This window comes from Corynebacterium sp. LaCa_70, assembly GCF_058182015.1.
Genome location: NZ_CP190914.1, coordinates 1,064,101 through 1,079,091 on the forward strand (window position 1 = coordinate 1,064,101; position 14,991 = coordinate 1,079,091).

The following is a 14,991-nucleotide window of genomic DNA, read 5'->3' on the forward strand; positions in this document are numbered from 1 at the left end:
ACTGCGTCTGGCGGACTTTCCGGACATACCGACTTAACCGAATATGGCACCCAGCGTCCATAGCGACGGCATACGCGGCGGTAAGATGCATCCCACACCTTTTGGGGGCCTGGCGTACCGAACATCCGCCTTGGACGGGATCTACAAGCTGGAAAGCCTGGTTCCCGCGGCGATCAACTCGTTTGGCTTTATGCACGACCGGTAATCCGTAGGCATGGCAAAAATTCAGAGCATGCCTGTAATGACAGCCAAGCTTACCAGCCGCAGAACGAACGCTACGCCCACTGCCAACCATGGCAACCAAGCCACGACGATCCGATTCAGACAACGAATAAAAAGGGCCAACAACCCCAGACACAACAACACCCTCCTAAGGGAAAATGTTGCAACGACCCTCTGAACTCAAGAAGTGTCGGTAATTGGCTGCTGCCGCTATTCGATCAAGGCCGTGAAAATGGCTTATGAGCAGGTGATTAGTTAATTACGGGGATGGTGTTATAGGCTATTTAGCGCACGCCCCAGTAGCCCAATTGGCAGAGGCAACGGATTCAAAACCCGTCCAGTGTGAGTTCGAGTCTCACCTGGGGCACCATGACCAGCGGATACGCTGGAAAATGGGCATTAAAACTTGGTTGGTGTCCATTTAATGTCCATAATTAAACCAGCCTCCTCACCTTAAGATGATAGGTCTGGAATGGCCCACCTCATTATTATTAGAGTGTAAATTCGATAATCAGTATTTAAAGAGAGTCAAGCCTCAAGCATGAGTGAACACTGCTTTTCTTAACGTTGGCACCAGTTGGGCCAAGGAGTTTTGCTTGGTCATCTCCAGTTGGGTCATGGTATGACGTGCTCCCCACTAGTTAGAAACTTATTTCTCAGTCGAACTAATGGGGAGCACGTCAAAGGGGCAGGGTCTTTGAGGGCATTCGTTGCCCACACCAGGTTTTGAAACGTCGAATGTGAAACGAAATGGTAGGGTACGATGGCATCAGAATTGGTTAATCAGATTGAATATGATTTGTGGGATGCAGTTGCGCCCCTAATGCGCCCTGTCGTTTCTGAGTTTAGCTGGGTTGATGCGTTTGAGGACATGGAATATGGCGGTTACCCAGCGATAGGCGTTGCGAGTTTGCTGAATGCAGCAAATGCGCCTTTGCCTGCGGAAGCTGTGGAAATAATTGAACGGTTTATTCCGCGCCTACAAGAATTCAAGCGTGATGCGTCTATTGTCGCTGCTTTTTTGGTAAAGGCGAAGCAGCGCGTCGGTGTGTCTGCTTAGCTTTGCGTAATTGAGATGGCGCCACCTTGGTGGGGGTGGGTAAGGTTTGATTCCTTACTGGTGCACTAGAAACCCCCTGTTGTCGGGTGTCCCGGGGTTGGACCCTGATGGCGGGGCGTGAGCCCAGATCTTTATTGGGCGTCCTGTAAGAAGGGTTACGAAATTCGGACGAGGAGATGATTTGCCGACTAAGGGTTAATCGTTTTTGGTTGGTTCGATGTATTGTTCCCGACGACGATTGTCAGCCATCTGGTAGTTCCGGCGGCCTGGCCTTACATAGTGCCGCAAATTGATACAAGGATGAATAATGATGGGGACTCATTTATGAGTCTACGGCGTTCTGAAGAAGGGACCACCCTTATAACGGCGACGGCTGTGTCGATGACGGCGATCTCATCGCGATGTTTTGGGAATACATGGAAAACGGTGGGAGCAGGTCAAACTGAAGGAAATAGTTTGCGACGTTGACGTATGTGTGGAGGTAATCTATCAAGATGTCTGATCGGTATAAGGAAATGGGCTTAGAGATGCTACCGAATAAGCATTGTGCAGCATGGTCGGATGAGCCTCGGCCTGGTCTTGCTATGGTGTATCGCACTCGGGATAAGGTTATCCCGGTTATTTGCGATGAAAAGCGGATTTTCACTTGTGATGATTCGACCGTAGATGATGATGTCTTTGACTGGGGTGCTGGGGGTAAATTACAGGATTTAATCATTGATTGTGTGAATAATGATCTTACGGTTGCCCAAGCGCTGGCTGTTGTCCGTGAAAAATGGGGGCAACCCGATATTGAGCTTAAGGTCGATGATGTCAATACCGCTGGCCCTGCGATTCGTGAAGCACTAGGCATCGACGCTGCATAGACAAACTATGTAGCTTTATGGCCACCTCTGTTTTTATGGGGTGGCTTTTGCGCTATCTGGTGACAGTTCGTTGAGGTTCGATTCCTCTTTAGCGCGCAACCCCCACACCACATGGTTGGTGGCGGGGGCTTTTCATTCCCAAAATTAGATAACCCAGGAGGGTACGCAACGGCAGAAGAAACCACCGCCACCAACGACGGACACAACGACGCCGCCGAGGTGGCCCAGCAGGACCCCACCCAGGAGGAGGAGAACTCAAAACCGGAGCGAACCACCGAGTCCTACCAGCAAGAGCTTGAAAAATTACGCAATGAAAACGCGAAATACCGCATCGAGCGTAACGAGTATCGAGCCGACGCTGAAAAGTTCCGTGAAATGCAGGACGCTGAAAAGACCGAGCTGCAGCGCGCCCAGGAAGCACTGGAAGCAGAGCGCAATAAAGCTACACAGTTCCAGGTGGAGCTTGCCCGGTCGAAGGCACTACCAAAGTATGGAATCTCGGAGGAAAACGCAGATCTGCTTGGCTCGGACCCGGAGAAGTTCGATGACAACGCGAAGCGTCTTGGGGAGCTACAGGCGCAGGCTGCTAAGCGTGCCGCACCTCCGTCAGATTACCCGGTGGAGAATTTGAAGCCAGGTGCTTCCTCGAAGGAAGATGTCACGGATTATTCGTTTCCTGATGCGTTGCCGGTGCACGGCAAATTCGTATAACTAACAAGGTTCCTTAAGGAGGGATTTTTGTAATGTCTGCTTTCCGGGGGGACAAGCCCTGTTTTGTACCGGGCACGATCGGCCTACGAATAATGGCGATATGCCGTTACATTTGGCCTCGACTCGCGCGGGCCATGGGCGGGATTCTCGGTATTCTGGTGCGTCGAAGTTTCCTCGGAGGGTCAGATCAAAAGATTGTTGATGCGGTGCGTGATCTTTTAGAGTTTGAGGAGGTCAAACCAAGGAAGAATGGTGATAAGCGCACAATTCTTTGTAGGGTTGATGGTGTAAAGATTCGGGTGGTGTACCGGATTAGGGAAAATGAGCCGTATGATATGACAGCCTATCCCGTTTCAGGAAAGTGGGTTACTCGTAATGAATAGTCCGTACGGTTTCGTTAAAGAGCGTGACTTGTTTGAGTGGCTAGTGGATAAAGTTTCAGCCCCCCGAGATGCTATTGAGGACGCAAAAGTTGATAACGAGTTTAGTTATCCGGGCATTGCGCTAGCTACGTTATTCGATGCGATAAATGCTCCTCTCGCCCGCGAAGTAATAGATGTTGTCGACCGCTTCATCACTGATCAAATTCGGGATGAATTATGGGTGCGTTTTTACTATGAAGCGGTTGATAGGTTTGGCATTGCTGGTGATAATGCGTCGACTTAATCAATTGTGTAATTGAGATGGCGCTACCTTGGTGGGTGTTTGGGTAAGGTTTGATTCCTTACTGGTGTACTAGAAACAAAACCCGGGGCACTTCAAATTGAATTCGAAATCCGTTGTGTAATTAGTGAATCTGGTACGACGGTTCTACATGTGGAGGAGAGGCAGCCATGATGTCTGATCGGTATAAAGAAATGGGCTTAGAAATGCTGCCGAATAAGCATTACGCAGCATGGTCGGATGAGCCTCGGCCTGGTCTTGCCATGGTGTATCGCACCCGGGATAAAGTTATTCCGGTCATTTGCGATGAAAAGCGGATTTTTACCTGTGATGATTCGACCGTAGATGATGACGTCTTTGACTGGCGTGCTGGGGGTAAATTACAGGATTTAATTATTGATTGTGCGAATAATGATCTTACGGTGCCTGAAGCACTTGCTGTTGTTCGCGAAAAATGGGGCCAACCCGATATTGAACTTAGGGTCGATGATGTCAATACCGCTGGCCCTGCGATTCGTGCAGCGTTAGGGATGGGGACTGCTTAATGAGGATCCTATGCGAGATCTAGCGAAATTACGGACTAGCACTATTTGCGTAGTTGATGGGGAGATCCTGGCCGGTTTGCGTGCCACTCGCGCACCTCGTCCGCAAGCCACAGTCGCGTGCGGCCCAAAATCATGGCGACGTGTTCTGGGGTGCGGTGGTTGGCTGAGTAGTTTCGCCACGCTGCGTAGCTCACTCCAATGTGGTCGGCGCAATCTGCGCCGGTCCAGAGTTCTTGGCCGGTGTCCGCGTCAATGATCTTAGGCTGCATGTTCCCGCCATTTCTGGACGAGCTGGACGGTCTCAATTGTGAGCGTAACCGCAGTGGCGCCCATGACCATCCAGAATATTGGGGTATCTCCTATGGTGAGTGCGATAAGTATCGCGAGCACAATTAGTGCGCTGGAAATTGTAGACATGGTGTTCATGGTGTTCCTTTCTGTGTCGTGGTATTTTGAGAGGGGGCACCCCGGGAGCTGAGTACTGACTTTATTCAGCTCCCAAGGTGCTTAGCTATCTAGCTCCAGCTTTTTCATCTCAATCTTGTGGTTTGAGATGAAAAAGCTGTCTCTATCGATAGCCGCCAGGGGGAATCGCTCCGAACCAAGCATCGCTGATAACTGGAAAACGGTTGGAGGATAACGCTACCGGCGTAGCTGAGCCGGGGAGCCGGGCCGGTTTGCGTGCCAGTGCTTAATATCCTCGGCAAACCACAATGCGCTACGGCCATCGAGCATGGCGACAGGGTCGGGTGTGCGCCCATTCGCATAGTAGTTTGCCCACGTGCGAGTGGTGATGTCGCAGTGTTTGGCGCACTCTACGGCGCGCCAAAGCTCTTTCCCCGTGTCCGCGTCAACGATCTTAGGCTGCATGGTTTTTCCTTTCTAGCCATTGCTCGCGGGTGTCCAGGGCTAAGCACACGGTTGTGGCTGTAAGTGCTGTGGCGGTAGCCCAAGCTGGGGCTTTGGTGATGATGAATAATGCGCTGATAAGCGCGGTGATGGTTGTCATCTCTTGATTTCCTTCTGTATTGTGCGGATGCTTTCTAATCCCACTGGCTGTTTACTTATTCCACTTTAGTGGGTCTGAGGCTTTCCGGCGATGCAGGTGATCTCACGGCGACGTTTTGGGAACGCATGGAAATGGCGTTAGCAGGTCTAGCTGTCGGAGATAGCTTGTGGAGTTTCCGGGACTGGAGGCCAGCCCAGAACGAGTTTGTTCTATCTGGTTTTCGCAGTGCGGAGCTACTTCCTAGCAAGTAAGTTGGTAAGGAAGTAGTGGGTGAATGAGTGATATTTTGGCTACGACGTATATGCGGAGGTGATCGGTCGAGATGTCTGATCGGTATAAGGAAATGGGCTTGGAAATGCTGCCGAATAAGCATTACGCAGCTTGGTCGCATGAGCCGCGTGCCGGAATCGTATGGGTTTACCGTACCTCAGGTAAGGTAATTCCTGTCCTCAGTGACCAAGAAAAGATACTTCTTTGTGCTGATGGAGACGTCGATGCTTCTGATTTTGATTGGGAGCTTGGCGGCGTTCTTCAGGATTTAATTAATGATTGTGCGGATAATGATCTTACGGTGCCTGAAGCATTGGCTGTCATCCGTGAAAAATGGGGCCAACCTGATATTGAAATTTCCGTTGCTGATGTCAATGATGCGAGTCCAGAACTTCGAGCCGTTTTAGGTACATAAGCCTGTTTAGATACTCTAAACTTTGGCCACCCTGTTTTTACGGGGTGGCTTTTGTGCTATCTACTCGAACGTCGCCTGGCCTGTGGGAGCGGCCACGCCTAGCCAAAAAATAACGGTGCACCTGAATAACGGTGCATCGAATTCCGTAATGTCATGCGGCTAGCCGCTTGCTTAACTCGGTTGCGCGTGATTCCACAGCGTCAATCGGCAGATATTGCACTCGCGAAGCATCCCAAATTTCTCGCGCGCGCTTAAAGGTATCAAATTGCCCGTTAGTCTGAGGTTCGTAGTAGAAGGCTACGATGTCTGTATCCTTGCCGATTTCGACTCGGGAATTTGCAAATTCTAGCTGTGAACTCGTGTTTTGCATTTTCTCGATTTTTAGTGACCAGGCTTCCACATTTGCGAAACCAGCATTCGGATTCGCAGTCGCGAAGTTGAATGCTTCGTTGAGTTCAAGCACTGTGTCTTCTTTCACGACTGCACAGTTTGGGTTCAGTTGATATTTCGCAATGATAAGAGTCGAGTCAGTTTTTATTGCAGTGCGAACAAGTGGCTGATTTTGATAAGCCTTTTTGATTTTAACCCGCAGATTGCGCACATCATTTGCTGGTTGGTTCCTTGCAGGGGGCTCTATCAGCTGGCTGAACAAAAGAGCGCACGCCTCTGCCAGGGAGGCCGCGTGCATGAACTTCGCAGCATCAACGCGCAATAGATTGTTCCAATGATCGACACACCAACCAAGATAATCATTGAGCGTCTCTGCGCCCTCGATGTCTAACGCGTGGTTTGCATCTTGTAGTCGTTTGAGCTGTGTTTCCAGGTTTTTCCGTGCGGTTTTGACGGCACCTTGTACTGCTCCCATTCCGCTGTGATCATCGAGAAATTGCCACTCTGATTCGCCAGTGGATACGCATTGTACGATCACCCCATATCCGAGGGATGTAATCGCTAATGGTGAGGGGACTATGCGCACAGTCCAATATCTGAATTGCATTGTCACTCCCTCCCATTGGTTTTGCGGTATCGCTGTAGTCTTGACAGTGTAAATGGTTTTCGAGCCAGTATGTGATTTATTAGGTTAGATATTTCATGCTTATCGACGTCTCATTCTGGAAGGCCGCACCCCCAGGGGCGTTCGAACGAATCGAACCAGGACTATCTGGCTGCTGTTGATGATCACCGGAAGTGCGGTGGCCAGTGCGCTGGCGAACGCCTGAGAAGTGTACTCCTCGCTGCGGTCATCGTGGCGTGCGGTGCAGCGTATGACGAATACCTTCTGGTCGATGGATAGGTATGCCCCAAGATGCACACATTGACGGTGGGTATCGATTCGGTGAGCTCGACGTCCGAACGGTAGGGGACCGTGAAGATGAGGGCATCCACGTCTGTGGGCACCGAGATTCGGTGAACGGTGGTCATGTCCGGGGAATCTGTCATGGAAGTTGCGCTACCTTCATCATTGACTACATAGGTAAACATAAGCTAACATTCACTGCATGCGAGTTGCTGTTTCCGGCTATCAGCCGTGGGGACACCGGACGTTGTCTACGGTCATCAGGGTTGGTCATGAAGCAGTTTTGGTAGTTGCGCACCCCGCCAGCGATCACCCTTATGAGCAAATGTGGGCAGACTCCGTTGAGGAGCACGCCAGCGAGCATGGGCTCACGGTGTGTGTCATTGAGCGCGCGGGGCAAGACGTCATTGAGGTGTTACATGATGCTGCACCAGACTTACTTCGAATTCCGAGGTTAGCGCGTCCACGTGCGTTCCGCGCACGTCTCGCAAGGTCGCTTCGGCGGAACCCCTTGCCGAGTCACCATCCCTCACGAGGGAGGAATCGCGATGGTCTGCGGATCGCGCGTTGCCGACGTGCCAGCACCGGCGATTGTTCTGGATCGTGTTCGTCTCGACGACAACTCGGAACTGCCCGCGACCGAAACCAATAACAACGGAGAAAAATGACACTCAAGAAGATTCTTGTTAGCACCGCTGCTGTGCTGACCTTGGGCGCAGCACTGACCGCGTGCTCGACTGATGACCAGTCCGGAAACTCCGGGGATTCCCAGGCAGTTAACGCCGAGCAGGGCGCATTCCCCATCACCATCGAGCACCGCTACGGCTCGACCGAAATCAAGGAAGCCCCACAGCGTGTGGTCTCCTTGGGCTACACGGATCAGGACGCACTGCTGGCACTGGGAGTTACTCCTGTCTCCGTGAACTACTGGGACGGAATGACTCCGGATGGTCAGGCTGCGGGCAATTGGTCCAATGACAAGATCGAGGGCGAGACTCCTCGGATCGACAAACACGCAGAGGTTAATGCGGAAGCTATCGCTAAGGACAAGCCAGACCTCATTGTGGCCGTTTACTCGGATATCGATGAAGCCACGTACAAGAAGCTGTCTGAGATCGCCCCTGTCGTCGTACAAAAGGGCGAATACGAAGAACTACAGCAACCATGGGACGTGACCACGGAAGAGATCGGGCAGGCCGTGGGCAAGCCTGAAGAGGCGAAGCGCCAGGTGGAGCAGGTCAAGGAGAAGTTCGCAGAGCTCAAGGACCGCCACCCAGAGTGGGCCGAGAAGGAACTCGGTGTAGCCACTGTCTTTGACGAGAATCTGGCGGTCTTTGCCGAGGGTGATCCGCGCAGCCGCTTCTTCACCGAGCTGGGATTCAAGATCAACCCGGCCTACGCGGGCATCACCAAGGATAAGTTCTACGGCGAGGTCTCCAAGGAAAATGCAGCCAAGATCAATTCCGACGTATTGGTGTGGGATCAGCTGTCTTACTCTCCGAAGCAGGGCAAGGCTTCTGTGATCGAGGATCCGATCGTGGGCGAGCTGCCTGCGGTGAAGGACGGACGCAGCGTTTATTTGGAAGGCGACTTGGAAAAGGCCTTCGGGTGGCAGACCGTGCTGAGCCTGAACTATTTGCTGGACAAGATCGAGCAGCCGTTGGCAGACGCCACGAAGTAGTCTGAATCAACTTCCGAGCCGCCCCGCGTGAAAGTGTCGGCGCAGTTTTGCTGTCGTTGAAAGCTCTTAAATTCGACGACATGTCATGCGGAAAATCTCTCCAAGATTTCGTCCGCATGCCCGGTTTGGGATTAGATCAACCCAGTCTTATCAGAGACAGAGCATGTTCGTAGGAATTATTGACCGATTCGGGCAAGGACTTCATCTCGTAATCAGCAAATAAGCCGAAGAACCTTCAAAGTCTGATTTGTTTGTCTGAGTTCAGCCTTGTTGCGCTTCAGGTACGAAAACTGGCCCCATTTTCTAGTTCTTACTGAGGAAATGTTTTTGACACCCAGATGTTTGGGTTTAGCATAATTTGTTCAGAATACTGTGTCCTGTAATCATCCTCGTAAGTGATCACCACTTCTACGTCTGCGGGAATACCGTCACCTGATTCGCCAAGTAACATGTTGCCATCTTGACTTGCACGGGTGAGGATTGCTTCTGCTGGCGTACCGTCTGGGTTTTTGAAGTGCTTTGATTGACCTATTTCTTTACTAGGAAGGCGTTCAAATTTTATGGCCCAAAAAAGTGAAGATGAGGATTGATTTGGAGCCCAAGATTTAAATGTTTTACCCTCAAATTTTTTCGTGGTCATTTCAATAGGTGATTCGTGAAAGGTTAAGAACTCTGAGGTCTGAGCGTTCAACTTTTCGAGGTTTGGTTTCGGAAGGTCAGGAATGAATTTTACTTGTACGTTTCGTGCTGGAGCTTTCCCTATGTTTTCGACCACCAATGGGAGACAACCTTTCGCTTCCGTGGGTGCGTCTAGATAAGCATTCAACCCAGGCCGGGAAAATTCTTGAACGGCAATTTCGACCCGATTGAGTATTTGGCTTCCAGTTGCCATCATAGTCTCCAAGCGATCAAGTTGGGCTTTCGCCATCAACATAGTTGTCTCGTTTGTTTCAGAAATTGACTTCATTTGAGACGCAGATTCTCTGGCGTTATCACTAGCTTGGCGTGCAGTTTTTGCGCTGATTCGTGTTGCTTTAATAGCGATCCCGATCGAAATTAAAGTAAGGAAGAACATCCTAACGTTTAAGAAGTCGGTCCAATCGAGTCCGGTGTCTTCGACGGATACTGGAATGGGGGCTGGATTGTTCGGTATCCTAACAACGGCTTTTAAGAAATAATCAGTATACGTAGCAGGAATTCGTTCACTCAACATGTTTACCTGATTCTTTTTCGATTCCTTGTTGGACTAAGGGTTTCGGGCAGCAGATGCTGATTGGTGGGTGAGAAGGATCTCGGAGGAGACTAGTTTTCCAACCCATCAACAATCCGCACGGTTTCCATCGCCACCCGCGTGACCTTGCCAATCAGATCCACGATGTAGCGTGGATTGCCAACTTCATCGGCCCAATCATTCGGATCATTCACAATCCCCGAAGCTTTGTCCTTCTTCACCTGGTAGCGGTCAATCAACCACGCCACCGCTGAGCGTGAGCTCAGCATGTACTCATCCGCCTCTGCCGGAATACCGGAGATGGTCACCTGCTTGTTGTAGATCAGCTTCGTCACATCATTGACGTTCTTGCCCGTTTCCGGATCCTTGCGCTTGGCCCACTTCATCTTCTGCACGCGCCAAGTCTCACGGTTGGACTCATCACCCTTGACCTGAATATCCAGCGGCCACGGTTCCACAGACTCATAATCCACGTGCAACGCCATGAGTTCCTTACCCGCCGCAACAAACTTATCGAACTCCGCACGTGAACTCGGCGTTTCAATATGCGGGAGCATCTTCTTCAAATCTGCTGCGTACTGCGTGCGATAACCCGGATCATGCAACTTTCCATACACAAAGTGGAAGATGTCATCGCCCGAGACATCACCGCCCAACGCATCCCGGTAAATCTGCTTAATCTCATCCGTGATGTTGTCTACCCGTACGTACCCGTCAACAACTTCGCCGATCTGACCGTAGGCACTGTCTTCGCCTTGCTTGACGACGTTCCCCTCACCGAACAGACCACCGTCCTCAGCATCAACTGGAGACCACGTGAAGCGGGTAAAGAATTGGCCAGCGTTACTTCCCCACATTGCAAGATCTGGGATGAGATCTGTAGCTATGGCTGAAAATGGTTTTGCACTACCAGGGTTCACAATATAAAAACCGATATTGGAGTGCTCTGGGGCCGGGAACATCGAGGGCAGTTGAGATTGTTCGTGATTTAACAGAGCATCGTAATATACAACCTGGCTGCAAAATGGTCGGTAGATACTCGAGTGTATGCGAGTTCTATCGAATCTAACGTCCAGGTTTTTAAATGCAGAGTTCCTTAAAGACCGGCTCCATTTAATTCTCTGCGGGTCTGCGAAATGCGGCTGGGATTTCAAGAAGTCTGATACCAGCGCCTCACCTTTTCCATTCTTCTCGATTTTTTCGTATTGGAAGGTACGCCGAGCTTCGTTATAAGCGTCTCCTAGTTTTCTAACCCGCAATTCAAGCTGGTTTTCAGAGTATGAATACACCCAAGCATCTCGATTTGTCTGTAGACCGGCAGAAAATTTCGTGAAAACCTTTGTCGAGTTCCCTTTCTTCTCGCCGATAACAGGCCACGTCTCGAATTCTTCAGAGCGTTGGTTTAGCCAATCGCCTTCTTTGTTCGGCTCGATAGTTTTCCAAATAAGGTTTTCGATTGATGCGCTTGTAATTGCGCTTATCTTGTCCGCCTTAGAGGAATAGTCTGGTAATTCGGCATAGTGCAAGTCAAAGGATTGTTTCGACTCATCCTTGATCCCGATAGCAATGGAAACCCCAACCCGGATGTCAAAGACATTGCCGCCTTCACGTTTGGCGTGTTCGCCAGCAGTACGAGAATTTCCACGAAGATTAAAGACGTAGAGATCTGTAAAGTCTTCGGCCATCGACAAGCGCACACCGGCACCGGTATTGCCGTCGATCCACCCATTATTTGTTACGAACGCAACGACACCCTGGTCACCTAATCGGTCGGTGGCCCATCGGAAAGCGCGCAGGTAGGAGTCGTAAAGCGAGTTTTTATTGGTGGCCGTGGACTTGGCTGCATAGGTGTCCGCGATGCGTTTATCCAAGCTGGGGTACTTCTGGTTGGCGTTGAGGTCGTTGGCGGACTTTTGTCCGGCCGAGTATGGCGGGTTACCAATGACTACGTTGATGGGAGCGTTCTTTTGCCGCTCAATGGTGGCGTTGTTTTCGCGGAAAATGTTGAGGTCTGGAATATCACCGTCTTCGTGGACTTGGAAGGTATCGGCAAGCGCGATATTCATAAACGACACGTAGTCCGGGATAGGATCACCGTTGCGCAGTGCGGCCTCCTCACGCAGGGCGTTGTAGGTGGTCTCGATATTGACGGCAGAGACGTAGTAGGCCAGCAGCATGATCTCGGTGGCAAACAGCTCGTTGGCGTATTTCCGTGCCAAATCTTCTGGCTTGATAAGGCCCGACTGCAGTAAGCGGACCATGAACGTCGAGGTCCCGGCGAAAGGATCAAGGATACTCACGCCTTCATCGCTGAGCCCTTTGCCAAAGTGTTTGCGGGAGACCTCATCGGCAGCACGCAGGATAAAGTCCACGATTTCCACCGGGGTGTAGACAATGCCCAGGGCTTCTGCTTGTCTCTTGAAGGCCTTACGGAAGAAGCGCTCGTACAGCTCCTTAATCACCTGCTGCTTACCGGAAGCAGAGGTGACCTCAGAAGCACGCACGCGCACGGACTCGTAGAACTTCTCCAGCGGCTCGGTTTCGCTTTCTAGATAGGAATCCTGCAGGGCATCCGTCATGCGCTGCATCACCTGGGCAACCGGGTTGTATTCGATGAAGTCGTGGTTATCAAACAAGGCGTTGAACACCGGCGCGGTGATCAAGTGCTGCGACAGCATGGAAATCGCCTCTGCTTCACCGATACCGTCGTTCAAGTTATTGCGCAGTCCGTCGACAAAGTCATCGAACTCCTTGTGCAAGCGCTTATCTGCGCCGTCGACAAGCTTGCTAATGCGCGTGACCTGGTTCTCCGCGATCTTGGCGACGTCATCGGCCCAGTCTTCCCAATACGTGCGTGAACCCACCTTATCCACCAACTTGGTATAGATGGCTTCCTGCCATTGCTCCAAGGAAAACAGCGCGATCTGTTTCGCTGTGTCTTCGTCAGTGGGATCATTGGTCGGGGAGGGAGCAGGATCGTCGCTCGGCTTTATCGGGTTAACTACTGGGTCCACGACAACCGGCAGCTCGTCTGGGTTGCCTTCGTTCAACGCGATGGAGTTGATCTTGGCATTGAAGCGATCATCGTGGGCACGCAGCGCGTTCAGGATCTGCCAGACCACCTTGAAACGCGTGTTGTCGTTGAGCGCCTGCGACGGGCTCACCCCAGGAGGCACCGCGACCGGCAGAATAATATAGCCATAGTCTTTGCCCTCTGCCTTACGCATCACGCGGCCCACGGACTGCACCACATCCACCATGGAATTACGCGGTTGGAAGAAAATCACCGAATCCAGCCCCGGCACATCCACGCCTTCCGACAGGCAACGTGCGTTGGTGAGAACTCGGGATTCCGTAGGGTCAATATCGGCTTCCAGCCAGTTGATACGTGAAGATCGCTGCATCGCGTTCATGGTGCCGTCGACATGCTGGGCGGCCACGGACACGTCGGTGTTGTGCAGGCTGATGTCATTGAGCGCTGCGTGCTGGTGCAGCGATTCCTGGTGGGCGGCCACCAAAGCAGGGAAAGAATCTGCGATCTGCTTCGAATGTTTGATGTCTTTCGCAAAAGCCACCGTGCGCTGCATCGGCTTGGCATTAACCTCGAAGCCGTCCTTGGTGCCCTGCAACTTGCCGGAGCGTTTCGCCAGCGCATTCCACGCGCCGATGATTGCTGAAGCCGTTGTGAGGTTCACCAATTGCCCTGGGGCATTGGCAAGAGCCTCTGCGGCGACGTCCTCATCGACCGTCATCACCAACACCTTGTAGTCGGTAAGCAACCCGCGCTCGACGGCCTCGCCGAAGCCTAACCGGTGAAACTCCGGGCCGTAGACGCCTTCATCATCCATCGATGCCAACTCAGCCGAGTGGTCTGTGGCTTTGTCTTTCACATCGTCGTCGAAAAGCTTGGGTGTGGCCGTCATGTACAGGCGCTTGTCGGCGTTGATGTAGTCGTCTTCGTGGATGCGCACGAAGTTGGAGGCATCCTCACCGGCCAAGGTCACACCAGTGGTGCGGTGCGCTTCATCGCAAATAACCAAGTCGAAATCGTCGAGGCCGTTGCGCTGGGCATCGTGCACCGTCGGCAGCGACTGGTAAGTGGAAAAGACCACGTGCAGACCGGCAGAGTGCTTGCCGGTATTGAAAACTTCCGCTAGGCGCTTACCATTTGTAGATACTGGAACTTCTAGGTCATACGGCGCAATATCCTCGGCGCCTTTGCCCACCTTGGTATCCGAGCACACCGCGAAGCTGCGCATGTCCACCGTGGCCTGTGCAGTCCACTCACGCAGGGTTTGTGAGAGCAGCGCGATAGACGGAACCAGGAATAAAACCCGGGCTTTACCCCCCCGTTTTCGCGGGCGAACTGTTCAGCCAGGCGCAGCGACGTAAACGTCTTGCCCGTACCACAGGCCATGATCAGCTTGCCGCGATCATGGGTAGCAAAACCAGCCAGGGCTTTTTCGATAGCCTCAGATTGGTGCTTGCGGGGCTGGAAAGCTTCCTTACGCTCCAGTTTCACCTGGATCTCCGAACCCGGGAAGGCCACGTCCCAATTCACCGGGGCAGAAGCAATATCTGCGATACCAATACGGCTGGTTTCAATAATCTGGTTCGCCAGCGCGGCCTCGGCATTAGACGACCACTTATCCGTCGTCGAAATGATATAGCGGTGCGAGAAATGCTCCCGGCCCTTCTCCGTCACGAAAGACTTACCAGAGGCTTCAAAGAAGGAATCAATGTGGCCTTTTTGAATGCTAGTGGTCGGCTTATAAAACTTCGCCTGGATGGCCACCCAACTATCATCAGCTACGCGGTGGGCGACCATATCAATGCCGGTATCGACGCGCCCACCGTTATAGCGCCAATCCGACCAGCGGCAGACCTCATCAAACTGCTCGGCCAGCGATGGGGTGGTGCGGAAGAAGTTCACCATGAGTTTTTCGAAGGCAATACCGTACTTGCCCTGCGGTTGATTCTCACGTAGCTGGTCCAGAACTTCTTCAAACGTAGCCATGCAC

The 14,991-nt window shown here is 51.9% G+C and carries 14 protein-coding genes, 1 tRNA gene and 1 pseudogene; 10 read left to right on the forward strand and 6 right to left on the reverse strand.

Going from position 1 to position 14,991, the window contains the following annotated elements:
• Positions 1-515: 515 nt before the first annotated feature.
• From ACP8MI_RS04835 to ACP8MI_RS04865, 7 genes are all read left to right on the forward strand, one after another.
• A tRNA-Leu gene (locus ACP8MI_RS04835) sits at positions 516-592 on the forward strand.
• A 393-nt stretch (positions 593-985) separates the two neighbouring features.
• On the forward strand, positions 986-1,282 hold the full coding sequence (locus ACP8MI_RS04840; protein ID WP_284607455.1) for an RNA-binding protein: 297 nt from the start codon (positions 986-988) through the stop codon (positions 1,280-1,282).
• A 494-nt stretch (positions 1,283-1,776) separates the two neighbouring features.
• The gene (locus ACP8MI_RS04845; protein WP_284607453.1) at positions 1,777-2,148 is read left to right on the forward strand and encodes a hypothetical protein; all 372 of its coding nucleotides are present in this window, start codon (positions 1,777-1,779) and stop codon (positions 2,146-2,148) included.
• 111 nt (positions 2,149-2,259) lie between these two features.
• Positions 2,260-2,859 carry a hypothetical protein gene (locus ACP8MI_RS04850; RefSeq protein ID WP_126856052.1) on the forward strand — a complete coding sequence of 200 codons (600 nt, stop codon included), beginning with the start codon at positions 2,260-2,262 and terminating at the stop codon, positions 2,857-2,859.
• A gap of 32 nt (positions 2,860-2,891) precedes the next feature.
• Positions 2,892-3,242 (forward strand): hypothetical protein, encoded by a 351-nt coding sequence (locus tag ACP8MI_RS04855; RefSeq protein ID WP_284607451.1) that lies wholly within the window; start codon positions 2,892-2,894, stop codon positions 3,240-3,242.
• Positions 3,235-3,525: a hypothetical protein gene (locus tag ACP8MI_RS04860; RefSeq protein ID WP_126849661.1), complete on the forward strand. Its 291-nt coding sequence runs from the start codon at positions 3,235-3,237 to the stop codon at positions 3,523-3,525. The genes ACP8MI_RS04855 and ACP8MI_RS04860 overlap by 8 nt, the downstream gene beginning before the upstream one ends.
• A gap of 167 nt (positions 3,526-3,692) precedes the next feature.
• Positions 3,693-4,067 (forward strand): hypothetical protein, encoded by a 375-nt coding sequence (locus ACP8MI_RS04865; protein ID WP_284607448.1) that lies wholly within the window; start codon positions 3,693-3,695, stop codon positions 4,065-4,067.
• A gap of 41 nt (positions 4,068-4,108) precedes the next feature.
• Here the strand turns inward: ACP8MI_RS04865 and ACP8MI_RS04870 are convergent, their stop codons facing one another.
• The 3 genes from ACP8MI_RS04870 to ACP8MI_RS04880 all read right to left on the reverse strand — a co-directional run bounded on the left by ACP8MI_RS04870 (position 4,109) and on the right by ACP8MI_RS04880 (position 5,076).
• A complete protein-coding gene (locus ACP8MI_RS04870; protein ID WP_021352245.1) occupies positions 4,109-4,336 on the reverse strand; it encodes a hypothetical protein in 228 nt (75 codons plus the stop codon).
• 373 nt (positions 4,337-4,709) lie between these two features.
• Positions 4,710-4,937, reverse strand: coding sequence for a hypothetical protein (locus ACP8MI_RS04875; protein WP_490290728.1), 228 nt, complete (start codon positions 4,935-4,937; stop codon positions 4,710-4,712).
• Positions 4,927-5,076: a hypothetical protein gene (locus ACP8MI_RS04880; protein ID WP_490290729.1), complete on the reverse strand. Its 150-nt coding sequence runs from the start codon at positions 5,074-5,076 to the stop codon at positions 4,927-4,929. The genes ACP8MI_RS04875 and ACP8MI_RS04880 overlap by 11 nt, the downstream gene beginning before the upstream one ends.
• A gap of 322 nt (positions 5,077-5,398) precedes the next feature.
• Here ACP8MI_RS04880 and ACP8MI_RS04885 point away from each other — a divergent pair, with 322 nt between their 5' ends.
• Positions 5,399-5,761 carry a hypothetical protein gene (locus tag ACP8MI_RS04885; RefSeq protein WP_126849663.1) on the forward strand — a complete coding sequence of 121 codons (363 nt, stop codon included), beginning with the start codon at positions 5,399-5,401 and terminating at the stop codon, positions 5,759-5,761.
• Between the two features lie 151 nt (positions 5,762-5,912).
• Here the strand turns inward: ACP8MI_RS04885 and ACP8MI_RS04890 are convergent, their stop codons facing one another.
• Complete coding sequence (locus tag ACP8MI_RS04890; RefSeq protein ID WP_490290730.1) at positions 5,913-6,626, reverse strand: hypothetical protein; 714 nt, start codon at positions 6,624-6,626, stop codon at positions 5,913-5,915.
• Between the two features lie 899 nt (positions 6,627-7,525).
• Here ACP8MI_RS04890 and ACP8MI_RS04895 point away from each other — a divergent pair.
• Positions 7,526-7,726 carry a hypothetical protein gene (locus ACP8MI_RS04895; protein WP_238632373.1) on the forward strand — a complete coding sequence of 67 codons (201 nt, stop codon included), beginning with the start codon at positions 7,526-7,528 and terminating at the stop codon, positions 7,724-7,726.
• The gene (locus ACP8MI_RS04900; RefSeq protein ID WP_126856053.1) at positions 7,723-8,739 is read left to right on the forward strand and encodes an iron-siderophore ABC transporter substrate-binding protein; all 1,017 of its coding nucleotides are present in this window, start codon (positions 7,723-7,725) and stop codon (positions 8,737-8,739) included. Before ACP8MI_RS04895 ends, ACP8MI_RS04900 begins: the two co-directional genes overlap by 4 nt.
• 310 nt (positions 8,740-9,049) lie before the next feature.
• On the opposite strand, the gene ACP8MI_RS04905 is transcribed toward ACP8MI_RS04900, so the two are convergent.
• Entirely contained in the window at positions 9,050-9,952 is a 903-nt protein-coding gene (locus tag ACP8MI_RS04905; RefSeq protein WP_239211673.1) for a DUF8453 domain-containing protein, read from the reverse strand.
• 89 nt (positions 9,953-10,041) lie between these two features.
• Positions 10,042-14,987, reverse strand: a pseudogene (locus ACP8MI_RS04910) (DEAD/DEAH box helicase).
• Positions 14,988-14,991: the final 4 nt, after the last annotated feature.